Raw genomic sequence first — 13,034 nt, forward strand, 5'->3', positions numbered from 1 at the left:
TTTCTCCCGCAGGTCTACTGAGTAGGGTTTCATCTGATTTTTTACTTTTATCTTCTCAACTACTGTACCAAACCGTTACACAAAGTGCTGTATATCGATTAAATGGAGTTATTTATTATATTAGAAAATTAAATAATATGTTTAAAAATTACTTTTAACAAATCTCCTTGTGTGAAAGGTTTAGTTAAATAGCCAGAGGCTCTAACCATCTTAGCTTTAGCTCTATCTATAAATCCTACTTTTTCTGACACCATAATCACAGGTGTATTTTTAAAATGTGAGTGTTTACGCAGCAAAGAACAGAGTTCATATCCATCTAAATTAGGCATTGAAATATCCAACAAAATTATGTCGGGTTTTGTATGAATAATTTGCATTAAAGCTTTTAGAGAATCGTTAACTCCCACAACAGAAAAGGTTTGCTCATCTAAATAACTTTTAATAGCATTCAATACTGTAGGACTGTCATTAATACAAAAAATTGTATATATTTTTTTGTCAGCAGGTGGTTGGACAATTCGCTGACCGCTATGTTCATTAGTATTAATAGAGTAGGCTGAGGGTTTATAGCCGTTTGTTCTAGACCAGTTTGATGTACTTTTGTTTTTAGGTTTTAGCTCATTTATTTTGAACAGTTCTGAGGGGTGCGATTGAGAAGAGGGGGATGTCTGACGATAAGCCACTTCGCTTCGGGGCATTTGACATCGTTCAACCAGTAAGCGGAGATTTAGATGACAAAACTTTGGCATGTCATCCAGAAAGCTTTCAGGAATAAATTCATAACTCCCCTCTTCTAAGTTGAGAAATGACTCCAGAACTTCTAGTGCCAATTGTTCTATCAGTATTGCTGCTTGAGAGGGACTAATATATTTCTGATTAACTAACCAGCAAATAGCTAGATAATCTGGGTTCGGTATTGCCTGATTTTCAATCCCAGTTTCAAATATTGCCCGTAATTGTTCGTGAATTTCAAGAGGGAGAGTAGAAATTTGCTGACTCAAGCGTTGCAAATTCCTGTAAAGCGGCTCAAACATTTTCTCTGAATAGCAGGCATAAATGAGCTTACCCTCATCTACATATATTGACCAAGAACCTGATGTGCTAAACACCTGCAAACAACCAGTAACCGACTTACCAGTGATTTTTTTCAACAAAGATAAAGGCTGGAGCTTTTGGAAAAATCTGTATCTACTAATTGGAAGTGTTTTCATTGAGATAGTTCTGGAATAAAATTAACATTTGCAGGCAAAATTAGTGAATTACCTTTTCGGAATTCACCGCGACTTTGTTGGAAACACTATCAAATAAATATAGCGGTCACATTTGACTTAGTACAGAGATTCCACACCCCCCAACTCTTAATTAACCAATCTCTGTTAAGCTAGAAAGCACGAATTATAATTAAACCAATCCATATTATTGCCCAATAGCAAAATGGCCCGACTGGTTGTCAGGATATAGTATTTCAAAGATTAGATTGGTTTTCTGTATCTTTTGCTAATCTAGCCAATCTAACAGTAACTCAAGTGCAACGGACAGACCATTGGCTCTCGCCCATCAGTCACAAAAGCATCATTGTTATCCGTATTTCACAGCCTAAAATTGTAGATACTTTGCTTCTCTTACAAAAGTTTTTCTGCCCATCATCCTAAATTTTGGAGCAACCAAAATATATTGTGATATAGACTGAAATACTTATCCATCAAGGCTTTAAAGGATTAACTTCGTGCTGCTTTTATATCAGTGACGAAAGTTATCGGCTACTTTTGCTAGAGGTTTATGCTAGAGGTAAACTTCATCAAGAGAATAAGTATTATTAAAAACTAAGCATTCAGAAAGCTCAATGTATTACTTAGGTTTGTGGGTCTAGAGCCGCTCTTAGTGTTGGAATTAGGCGAAATTATTACTTGCACAACAAGAATGATAAATATCCGACCAAGGATGAGTTAGCTGACAATTGCCGCCATAATGGTGTGTGGTGAGATGCAGAGGCGACCAGTTCAGCAGAAGGGAATCTCTATCATAAGTACTGGAAATGGATTTTAATGTTGTGTGGGGCTAAATAGTCACTCTGTACAATTTGCTGCGATTGCTTCTCTACAAGATGCTGCGCGTAGCTTGCTTCCCCGAAGGAGTAAGCTTCATTTCATTACGCTCGCAATCACAAAATATGTTTTTACACATTTGGGATGCTCCCAACGAAAGTTTCTTTTCTGTTAAGAGTTCGCTGTTCCCTGTTCCCTGTTCGCTGTTCCCTCTCCCTTGTAACGGACTCACTAAAATTCAGATTACTATAATTTTCAAAAAAAGTTAGCAGCAATATATAAACTTCATGATAAATCAGTGAAGTAAAGATGAAAGCTAACTAATGTTATCTTTCAGTATTTCTTTTCTCTAATATCCGGGAAGGCTAAAAATGTACAGTAAAAGATAATTTTGTCTGCTGATTTAATTACACTTATAAATGAATGAATCATTTTATAATAGCAATTTACCCGAAGAATCTCAAGTTTTAAAAATCACAAATATCAATACAAAATTCTCCGCATGGGCGTAACTCGTCGTAAACATTGCATTGATTCAGCCATGTAGCAAAAAGACGCAAAGAATTTCTTTGCGTCTTTAGTGTGAGATTTAGAAGTAGACATTCTCACCGTTATAGTTCTCCATCTACTTAAACTTGTTCCCGCCAGCACCAGCTTAAAAGTGTACCACCAGCCACCAGCTTAACTAGTTCTAGTACCCAATAACTACCGTGTAGTAAATTCATTGTCGATGGAATAGCAGCAGCAGCTTCAAATAGATTGAGTTGAACTCCGATAGCGCACATTTGCGGAGTTAAGAAATAGGTGTCAAGCACAGCTATAGTTAGCAGCAGCCCAGATAAAATAATACTGCCAATACGCCAGTGATATTGGATTTTACCTAAAGCTAATGCCCCAGTTAATACTACAGCAGCAGATAATAACTCCATCCGATTGAAGTTCCAAAAAATCGTATAGCCTGCTGTCGTAAAACCAGCTTGGCTCATCATGCCGGAAAGATAAAGGCTAGGCATAATTACCCAGTCTAAAACTAGACTAGCACTGAGCCAAAAGCCCAAAGTCAATATAATAGCAGTTTGCCAAATTGGTCGTTTGAATTCAATGTTAGAAATAGCAGTCATAAAATAATTGCGTGTGTTGTATTCCTAGTCTCTAACTTCACCAGTAATTTGACAAGGAATATCAATTAACCTTTACAAAGCAATTTCTCTTAATTGATTATTAACTCAATTACAAGATTTCTTAAAGTTTATTGAGAAACGTAAAGATTTTTAAAAAAGTAATTTAAATAGATTTTTCTTGTTAGAAATGCTCAATTTTTTCTATCGAATAACTAAGTGATCGCAGTTATGGGAGAATTAATCGTTGGCTTCGCTGAATTAGCGATCGCAATTTCATGTTTTGGGTACTGGCTGTGGCTATTTATGGTTTGCGAAACTGGGAATACTGAATCCTTACGTCTTTCTTACCTACTGTTGAGTGAAATTAAGTCTCAAGATAGTGTTTAGCTCACCACAGAACAACTTAAGCTTGGTGTATAAGTTTGGGGAAATAATGATGAATAAGGAAACAGTTCCTAGTCAAGTTGAAAAATCTAATCCAGAAGGCGAACCATTGGAACTAAGTCCAGAGGTACTCGACAAAATCAAACACCCTGCAAGAATAGACGATGTTATTCGGGAGCAATCACCAGAAGAACGTAAGAGTAACCCAGCTTTAACGCCAGAAATGATTGATGATTCAACCGATCGATAAGCGAGTTTACAATCTAGTAATACAAAACCTCAGATTCCCAACTTCTCTAAGAAGTTGGGAATCTTGTTATTGACGTTAACTCATACTGTCAGTAGGTTGACGTAATTAAAACTAACTGGCGAAAGCTGTCCTTTGTCATTGGTCAATAGCCCTTACCTCTTCAAAAAGTCGCGGTTCTAAATCTAGCTTCAAGAATTTGCATTCCGCCCTAAATTACTCCTTAACCTAAAATTACTTACCATCCGTCATCTATACTAAGTTAGATTCTCTAAAGGTTGATTTTATAACTAGGGTTGTATATACAAGAGGTATCACAAAGTAATTTAATGTTCAAGTATTATCTAATTTACGAAAATCATACTTATAGGGAAGAAAGTCTATATAATTAAGTTCTAAAATAATTTCCACAATCCCAGCGAATATTTTAAATTGAAAGACGATAAAAATCATGTATAGTGACAAATTTTTACTCGACATATATTCAATAATTAGGCAAGATGATGAAATAACATGACGCGGTTACAAAGCGTCTTGTTGGCGCAGCTTCTCTTGGAGAATAGAAGCTGGTTGGCGCAAAGTTCTTGCGGAAGTCTTCAGATTATGAAACCATAGTTTGTAACTTATTGATACAAATGCGGCTAGCCTATCTCTCGGCTTGCTCCAGAAAAAAGTACTGGTACTGATAACGATAATGACGCGCTCTCCAAATCCAGAAAATAATCAGGAACCATCTAATCCTCGTTTATGGCTCCTCCTGTTAGGACGTACCAGTTTGGCTCTTGGTGTCGTTTTACTGATTGGAATTGCAGCCGGTGCTTGGTGGGCTAGAAGCTATGTATATAAAGATTTAGCACCATTAGTACAGCAAAATCTTGAACAATTGCTTGGGCGGCCAGTAAAAGTAGGCAAAGTTGAAGGTTTTTCGCTCTCTAGCCTGAGATTTAGCTCTTTATCTATACCAGCAACTGCCACCGATGCAGACCAGGTGGTAGCAAAAGCCTTGGATGTGCAGTTCTCACCCTTGGAACTTCTCTTAACCCGAAAACTGGTATTAAATGTAACCTTAGTTCAGCCCAATGTATATATCCAACAGGATCGAGATGGGCGTTGGGTTACAGCCCAAGTTAAGGCTGGAGAAGGAAAAGGTGCTATTCAGACTGAATTGCAAACACTTCAAATTCAAGATGGAAATATAGAGTTGATGCCGTTCGCCGCACCAACGAAACCGAAAGGCTCGGTTATATTAAATCAAGTTGGTGGTATTGCTCAATTTTCGGATCAAAATCAAAGGATTGGCTATGACATCAATGCTCAACTCGCCAAGGGAGGCGCAGTTAAAATCGCTGGTGAAACCCAACTAAAAGCTCAACAAACTAGCCTCAACCTTTCAGCACAAAATTTACAAGTATCTGATATTAGTCGATTAATTCAGTTACCGATCGCATTGCAATCAGGGTATTTAAATGCCGACTTGGGGGTTCAGATTCCACCCAAACTGTCAGAAATAGCGATTATAGGAACGGCTACTGCAAATCAAGTCACTGCTAAAATCCAAAATATTCCTCAGCCGATTTCCAATTTTAATGGGAGATTTACATTTCAAGGTCAGACTGTTGCTTTAGAGAATTTAAGTACAAATTTTGGTAAAATTCCCATTCTGGCCAATGGAACAATTAATACTCAAACAGGTTTTGATGTCTCTGCTCAGATAAAACCAATTAGTGCTAGAAATATTTTAGACACGCTGAATGTAAATTCGTCAGTCCCAGCTAGTGGCGAAATTCAAGCAAATATTAAAGTCTTAGGCGCACTTCAACAACCAGTCCTTAGCGGTACAGTAAGCAACACAAAACCGATTCAAGTCGATCGCATTCTCTTCAAAGCTGTCAATACTGATTTCCGCTTGAATGTATCTCAAACTGCATCTCAACTTGCTGTCTCCAATTTGAAAATAGTCCCCGCAGCTGGCGGTCAAATCACAGGAGGCGGTCAAGCTAATTTAGGAGTCAACAAAGACGTAATATTTAATGCCCAAGTTGATGGTGTATCAGGGGATATACTAGCACGGGGCTATGGCGTTGCTCTACCGATCGCAGTTGGCAATGTTTCCGCAAAAGCACAAATTTCTGGTTCACTTGCCAAACAACCCTTGAAACTTGATGTTTCTAGCGTTCAGATAACGCCACCAACAGGGGGACAAATTACAGCCAGTGGTCAAATTCAACTAGCTCCCCAAGGTGAAGTAGATATAGGTATTCAAGCTCAAGGCTTACCAGGAAATGCGATCGCTCAAGGTTACAATATTTCAACTCCCCTCAATCTTGGTGGTATATCTGCAAACGCTAAAATTTCTGGTTCTCTGGGTAAACCATTAAACGTCAATGTGGCTCGCGTTCAGGCAAATCCAGAGGTGGGAGGGCAGGTTACAGCTAGCGGTCAACTTCAGCTTGCACCCCAAGGGAGGGTATCATTTAATGTGCAAGCTCAAAATTTACCAGGAGACGCGATCGCCCAAGCGTACAAATCTTCACCCTCCATCACTATTGGTAAAGTATCGGCAAATGCCAATATTTCCGGCACTCTAAATAACCTGCAAGCAGTCGCGCGGGTGCAAGCGCCTACAGCTACCTATCCCACTACCGGACGAGTTGTTGTTACCAAACAAGGAGAGAATATCGTCTTTCCAGATGCGGTGTTGAACGTGGCAGGTGGGACAATCGTGGCTCAAGGTCAACTTGCACAACAACGTTGGCAAGGATCTGTCAACACTGCTCAAATTCAACTCAACCGATTTTCACCACAACTGCGAGGACGACTTAATAGCGATATTCAGTTATCAGGCACAACAAAATCTTTCCAGCTTGCAGATATTCGCGCCGCCGGGAAAATCCGCCTTTCCCAAGGGGTAGCACTGCTGGCAAAACCACTCACCGCTCAATTTCAGTGGAATGGACAGCAGATTATAGTTGAAAATGCAAGTACCGCCGGATTGAGTGCTAATGGTGCGATCGCAATTCAAACTCCACCAACAGGTTCACCCCAAATTGCCGGATTTGATTTAAACGTACAGGCGCAGAATTTCAACTTACAAAATACTGGCTTTCAAATTCCTGGAGACGTTGCAGTAGCGGGGCTACTTGATTTTAATGGAAAAGTCACAGGCACTCCAGATGTTCCCCAAGCTAATGGCAACATTCGGCTGCGAAATTTTCAGGTTAGTAACTTAGCTTTTGACCCACTCTTAACCGGAAACGTGAATTTTCAAGGGGGACAGGGAGCAAGTCTACGATTAGCCGGTAAGCAAGACATAATTGCGCTTAACTTGGGTGCAAATTATCGGCCAACTTCATTTTTAGTCAGTCGGGATGGGGCCGTTAGCATGGGTAGAGTCGAGGGAGATAACTTACTCATCAACGCCCAACAGCTTCCTATCGCTCTAATTGGGGGCTTTTTACCTAACAATCAATTGAAACCTTTAGGGGGGCAATTATCAGGAAATTTAGTTGTCAATCTTAATAATTATGCAGTTGCGGGGAACGTTGCGATCGCAAATCCTCGTGTTGCCAGAGTTGCAGCCGACGAATTTCGCGGCACTATTAATTATGCTGATGGCACTGCTAGCTTGGCTAATGGTCAATTGCGGATTGGAGATAGCAATATTGCCTTAAGTGGAAATGTCAAAACAGGGAACGATCCCCAATTTCAATTTCAAGCTAACTTAGACCAAGCCAAAATCCAGAAACTTTTACAAGCGTTTAATATCTTCGACTTTCAAGACCTCGGTACCGGCTTGCAGCCTCCAGAGTTAGCTGGAGCAGAAGTACTTGATACCAACGCTATCAGTTTGCCCAATGCAGATTTACTAACACAGCTAAAATATTTCTCAAGAATTAGAAGATTGGTAGCAAAACAACAGCAAGAAGAGAGAAAAGAAACTGCATCTTTACCTACTCTTGCAGAATTAACGGGTGCTTTAAGCGGAGGAATTACAGCTAATGGCTCATTAAAATCTGGGTTGAATGTTGGCTTTAATTTCCAAGGTGCTAACTGGCAATGGGGTCAATACTCCATTAATCAAGTCATTGCTCAAGGTACTTTTGCCGATGGAATCGTCACCCTTTCGCCCTTGAGTGTTGGCATAAATCAAGGATTAGTAGCTTTTTCGGGACAGTTAGGAACTGAACAACTATCTGGAAAATTGAATGTCGCAAGTCTACCTCTATCAATCTTGCAACCTTTTATACAAAAATATCCCGTAGACATCACTGGTAATGTCAATGCTGATGCCACATTAGGAGGTAGTTTCAAAGATCCCAAAGCGCAGGGGAATGTGACACTAGCGAATGCAACTCTCAACAAACAACCTGTACAAACAGGACTGGTAAACTTTGACTACGACAAAGCTCGTTTGAATTTTGATAGTACCTTGCTAGTAACAGGAACGCAGCCAGTTACCGTTATAGGTAGCGTACCTGCTCCGTTACCTTTTGCCGCAGTGCAACCAGATAGCAATCAAATCAGCATCAAAGCCAATGTAAATAATGAAGGATTGGCGCTGTTAAATCTGTTTACCAATAATCAAGTTGCTTGGGTAGACGGTCAAGGACAGGTAGACTTAAATGTTCAGGGTACTTTAAACGAACCAATTATTAATGGAAACGCCACAGTTAACAATGCAACTGTTAGCGCTCAAGCTTTATCCGAACCCCTAACAAATATCACAGGAACAGCGCAATTTAATGGCAATACTATAAGTGTTGAAAACATTCAAGCTACTTACAATAAAGGGCAAATAACTGCATCAGGCATCCTGCCAATTTTGAATCCTCAGCAAGGCGCAGCGAATCCCCTGACAATATCAATAGCAGACAAACTCAATTTTAAGCTTGCAGGATTGTATGAAGGGGGTGTTGGCGGCGATGTCGTAATTCGCGGAACAGCCCTAAAACCTGTAATTGGTGGAGAGATTAAGTTGAGTGATGGTAAGGTGGTTATTGGAAACTCTACTGCTAAGACCAAAACAGCAGGGACAACAGAAGCGAATACTAACGTCATAAATAGAGAACAGATACCGACAGCAGAAAATAACGCTAGTCCAGTCACTACACCAGATAGTAATAGTAGCCCCGTAACTACATCAGAAAGTAGCGCTAGTGCAGTAACTCCACCCAATTTGCCTATAGAGTTTGCAGATTTAAAGTTGATTCTAGACAAGAATATTCATGTTACCACTCAGTCCCTATTGAGCTTTGTACCAGGAGGAGCCGCATTAAGTCAGCCCATACTAGATTTTGATGCAAAAGGCGACTTGACTATCAATGGTACATTAGCCAAGCCCCTCCCTGAAGGAGAGATTCGTTTGACAGGAGGACGACTGAGCTTATTTTCCACTGAGTTTACTTTAGCGCGAGGCTACGAACAAACTGCGCGGTTTATTCCAAGTCAAGGACTCGATCCTACTTTGGATGTTCGACTTACTGCGATCGTACCGGAAGCTTCAGGTACGAACAGTCAAGTTTTGGAATCACCATTGTCCTCTGAAGTCAGCGATGTTTCTGTAAATAACTTTGGGACTTTACGGACTGTTACCGTTCAAGCCAGTGTTAACGGCCCAGCTAGTAAATTGGGCGATAATTTAGAATTAACAAGTGAACCTAGCCGTAGTAAAGGAGAAATAGTTGCTTTGCTAGGAGGCTCGATTCTTGGTTCTTTCGGTCAAGCAGATGCAGGACAAGGGCTGACTAATTTCGCTAGTTCTACCATTTTAGGTAGTTTGCAAGGAACTATTACTGCGATCGGTCAGGCTATTGGCTTCAGCGAATTTCGGATATATCCTACCCCTACTACGAGTAATGAAACATCAAGAGCTTCAATTCTGAATTTATCAGCAGAAGGTGTGTTTGATATTAATAAAAATTTCTCTGTCTCTTTATCCGCGCCTTTATCTACATCTACAAATCAGTCCTTGGGTTACAACGTTCTTTATCGACTCAACGACCAAATTTTGATGCGAGGCTCAACTAATTTGGGAGATGAAAATCTATTTCAAGTTGAGTATGAAACTCGATTTTAGATTAATACAATTCCTCTGCTCACTCTGCGGTTTGTTAAAAAAATTACTTTGACAAAGAGTTAAGCCTTAACCCAAGCCTATTAGATTTTAGATTCTTGCAATGCCAATGCAGGACGAAACAATTGCATTGTCAACCGATGCAATGGCATTGTCAACCGATGCAATGGCATTGTTAGCCGATACAATAGCATTGTCAGCCGATACAATGCCATTATTGCCCAATAGTTTAGTTTGTCACTGATGATTAACGCTCTTCTATGACTCTCACGAGATAAAAATCAGAAACCTTTGTTGTCACTATTTTCTATAAATCTATGGGTAGGTTGGGTTGAGGAACGAAACCCAACGCCAATAATCCCTACTTCTGTTGGGTTTCACGTTGTTCAACCCAACCTACAAATATTTTATTTTTTCAAAGTAATAAAAGAGCGTTAAGCTAATGGTCTGGATGCTCATGATTTGTTACTAATGCTGATGCTGCCGTTGCCGCCTTTTCTTCTTGGGCTTGCATTTCCAGCAATTGGGGAATAGTCACAAATCGATAGCCTTGGGCCTTCAAACCTGCGATCATTTCTGGTAAAGCCTTAACGGATCTAGAACGATTACCGCCGCCATCATGCATCAGTACAATTGCACCTGGTTTTGCATATTTCAGCACATTTTTAACTAGCATTGGCACTTGAGGCGAACGACGTTCAGCGTCTCCCGACTCTTCTGACCACATCATGACAGCGTATTTCTCGTTTTTGGCATATTTAGCTAATCCATTATTCAGAAAGCCACCAGGGGGACGAAACAGAGTAGTTTTCTCTCCTGTTGTCTTATAAATAATATCTGCTGTGCGGTCAATTTCACTAGCCGCAGTTGCTGCATCCATTTGAAAATACCAATGATGCCATGTGTGATTACCAATTACGTGACCATCAGCAGCCACTTGTTTGGCAACTTTGGGAAAATATTTCACCATTTCCCCAAGCATAAAGAATGTCGCCTTGATATTATTTTTCTTCAAAATTTCTAAAACCTGTTCCGTATTTTTGGGGCCAGGGCCATCATCAAAGGTCAAGGCGATGACTTTCTCATTTGCTTTTAGTTTTGCTTGATAAACGATTGTGCCTTGAAAAGGCTTTGGGACTTCATTCATCTGGTCTGTAGCTGGAGTGATAGATTGTGCATCTGCACTCATTGCCCTACCTAAAACCGTTTTAGCACTCTCACCTTTTGGCTTTTGAATTCCCAACAGACGGTCAAGTTTAGTTGTGCCTGCAAGCAGACTGATACCCAAACTACCTACACCAGCAAGCAATGCAATAGTTACTACCTTTAGGAATGGCGATAATTTACGATTAGACACATTAAATCTCCTTAAATATTGGGGATTGGGGATTGGGGATTGGGGATTGGGGATTGGGGATTGGGGATTGGGGATAAGGGGTAATGGGGTAATGGGGTAATGGGGATTGGGAATAATTAGTTACTATTACTTAGTGCCTCATCTCCCTGACTCTCCACTTAGCTTGCTCGTACTCTTTTGTAAATTAATATATCTACTGCTAAAAGAAAAAAGAATAAAAGACCTTGAAACATCCCAGCAAAAGCCAAGGGAAGTCCCAATTTTATCTGTACTAATTCGCTGCCTACATAACTACGTACAAAAGTGCCATAAAAAGACTGAATAAAATAATACTCAATGTATTTAACTGGCCAATAAAAGTAGCAATGATGGCAGTATAACTGTAACTTGGAGAAATGCTAAGGCGGAGTTTACTAATAGGGCCGAGGATTTCCCTACACTTGCTAAATCTGCCAATTCACCGTTAATTGAGAGAGTTAGCCAAATGATGCGTAGGCATAGCCTGTCATAGACATCGCTATTTATTTCAGCATACACCGCAGTTTTAAGATTAGAAGGTTGATTTGACACAGAATTCTGACATCTTGGTGGAGCATCCCCGGCTCTAACCCCGAACTATGGTGTAAAATGCGTCAAATGAAGCGAAAATTTCAACAATATTTTTGGTGTTGCGCCCTAGTAGGGTTTCTCACATTAACCGTATATGGATGGGGTGTGGAGTCAGCACAAGCACTGTTGCGTCAACATCATGACTCTCCTGGTATCTTACGCTACCACTCACAAGTATCGATCAAAGATGAAAAAGGATATGCTTGGCAAGTGCTGTTGTTTAAACAGAATTACACCAGTGCAGTAAAAGACTTGCGGTTGCGCTTAGTTGCTTTTCCAGGTGTCGTTGAAATTGCTCACCCCCAACCATTGTTGATTGAGACAGCAGTCGGAAAATTGCTGAGTGCATCAGATGCTTATGCTTTAACTACACCTGTCCCCAATGTGGGGGAATATAACCTAACTAATATCTTATCGAAATTGCCAACAACTGATGCAATCAAACTCTATGTACCTCTCTCTAGTGGACAGCAATTGGTTCTTAAGATATCCAACACTATAGTTACTGAGTGGCAATGGTTAGTTACAGAAATTGATTAGTGAAAGCTATTAAATATTCAATATTAAGAATAACCCAATGGTGATGGGGGGCATAATTACTGCCTTCGGAGGCAGAAATCCTGTCTTCATATACTTAATAAAGACGAGTTAAAGCCTCCCACATCACACGCAGGAGTAACGTTAGTCTTGAGACTCCTCAGAGATAGTTTCCGATTCGGTTTCAAGTTCTTCTGTTTCAACTTTAACTGGAGGTTTAACTGGTTTTGGGCCACGCGCTAGGGCAGGATTCCCCTGCTGCCTGGTTTCATTCCCATAAGATGCTTTTTTATCAGTGCCAGATGAGCGATTACGGGTCGGCTTTGAGCTTTTGGGGTTGGATTCAATCGGAGTTATAGGATCCGTATTTTCGGAATTGTTGTCAGTACTTGCCTGGGACTGACGTTCCGATTTCTTGATTGGACGTTCTACCATTGTTGATTTTTGTAAATTTATCTGTATAGTACATCGGTTTGGTGACTGTCAAACTGTTAAGTAGCATTTTTTAAAGATTTTACTGTTAAAATTATTAAATAGCTATGTTTATTGATTTAACAAGAAAGTAGTCACCTAAGTTTATCAACTATCTCAAAAAGCATTCTTGAAGAAGAATTTAGGAGTCAGAATTTAGAAGTCATAATCACGACGTTTGCGGATTTCT

General features: G+C 40.1%; 10 protein-coding genes. 5 read left to right on the forward strand and 5 right to left on the reverse strand.

The features are described 5' to 3' along the window. Nucleotides 1-128: 128 nt before the first annotated feature. Entirely contained in the window at nucleotides 129-1,211 is a 1,083-nt protein-coding gene (locus tag V7K55_RS23655) for a response regulator (protein WP_334835120.1), read from the reverse strand. Between the two features lie 1,463 nt (nucleotides 1,212-2,674). Beyond that, on the reverse strand, nucleotides 2,675-3,166 hold the full coding sequence (locus V7K55_RS23660; protein WP_334835121.1) for a hypothetical protein: 492 nt from the start codon (nucleotides 3,164-3,166) through the stop codon (nucleotides 2,675-2,677). Between the two features lie 228 nt (nucleotides 3,167-3,394). On the opposite strand from V7K55_RS23660, the gene V7K55_RS23665 reads away from it, so the two are divergent. The 4 genes from V7K55_RS23665 (at nucleotide 3,395) to V7K55_RS23680 (ending at nucleotide 10,114) form a co-directional block, all read left to right on the forward strand. Then, nucleotides 3,395-3,553 (forward strand): hypothetical protein, encoded by a 159-nt coding sequence (locus V7K55_RS23665; protein ID WP_334835122.1) that lies wholly within the window; start codon nucleotides 3,395-3,397, stop codon nucleotides 3,551-3,553. Nucleotides 3,554-3,602: 49 nt separating this feature from the next. Next, nucleotides 3,603-3,800, forward strand: coding sequence for a hypothetical protein (locus V7K55_RS23670; RefSeq protein ID WP_334835145.1), 198 nt, complete (start codon nucleotides 3,603-3,605; stop codon nucleotides 3,798-3,800). 691 nt (nucleotides 3,801-4,491) lie between these two features. Beyond that, the gene (locus V7K55_RS23675; RefSeq protein ID WP_334835123.1) at nucleotides 4,492-9,873 is read left to right on the forward strand and encodes a translocation/assembly module TamB domain-containing protein; all 5,382 of its coding nucleotides are present in this window, start codon (nucleotides 4,492-4,494) and stop codon (nucleotides 9,871-9,873) included. A gap of 106 nt (nucleotides 9,874-9,979) precedes the next feature. Next, nucleotides 9,980-10,114 (forward strand): hypothetical protein, encoded by a 135-nt coding sequence (locus tag V7K55_RS23680; RefSeq protein WP_334835124.1) that lies wholly within the window; start codon nucleotides 9,980-9,982, stop codon nucleotides 10,112-10,114. A 195-nt stretch (nucleotides 10,115-10,309) separates the two neighbouring features. Here the strand turns inward: V7K55_RS23680 and V7K55_RS23685 are convergent, their stop codons facing one another. Beyond that, nucleotides 10,310-11,227 (reverse strand): polysaccharide deacetylase family protein, encoded by a 918-nt coding sequence (locus tag V7K55_RS23685; protein WP_334835125.1) that lies wholly within the window; start codon nucleotides 11,225-11,227, stop codon nucleotides 10,310-10,312. A 342-nt stretch (nucleotides 11,228-11,569) separates the two neighbouring features. Beyond that, entirely contained in the window at nucleotides 11,570-11,797 is a 228-nt protein-coding gene (locus tag V7K55_RS23690; RefSeq protein WP_334835126.1) for a hypothetical protein, read from the reverse strand. A 66-nt stretch (nucleotides 11,798-11,863) separates the two neighbouring features. On the opposite strand from V7K55_RS23690, the gene V7K55_RS23695 reads away from it, so the two are divergent. After that, nucleotides 11,864-12,376, forward strand: coding sequence for a DUF3122 domain-containing protein (locus tag V7K55_RS23695; protein WP_334835127.1), 513 nt, complete (start codon nucleotides 11,864-11,866; stop codon nucleotides 12,374-12,376). 141 nt (nucleotides 12,377-12,517) lie between these two features. On the opposite strand, the gene V7K55_RS23700 is transcribed toward V7K55_RS23695, so the two are convergent. Next, nucleotides 12,518-12,808, reverse strand: a complete 291-nt coding sequence (locus tag V7K55_RS23700; protein WP_334835128.1) for a hypothetical protein — start codon at nucleotides 12,806-12,808, stop codon at nucleotides 12,518-12,520. Between the last annotated feature and the right edge of the window lie 226 nt (nucleotides 12,809-13,034).

The organism is Nostoc sp., from assembly GCF_036919895.1.
Taxonomy (GTDB): Bacteria; Cyanobacteriota; Cyanobacteriia; order Cyanobacteriales; family Nostocaceae; genus Nostoc.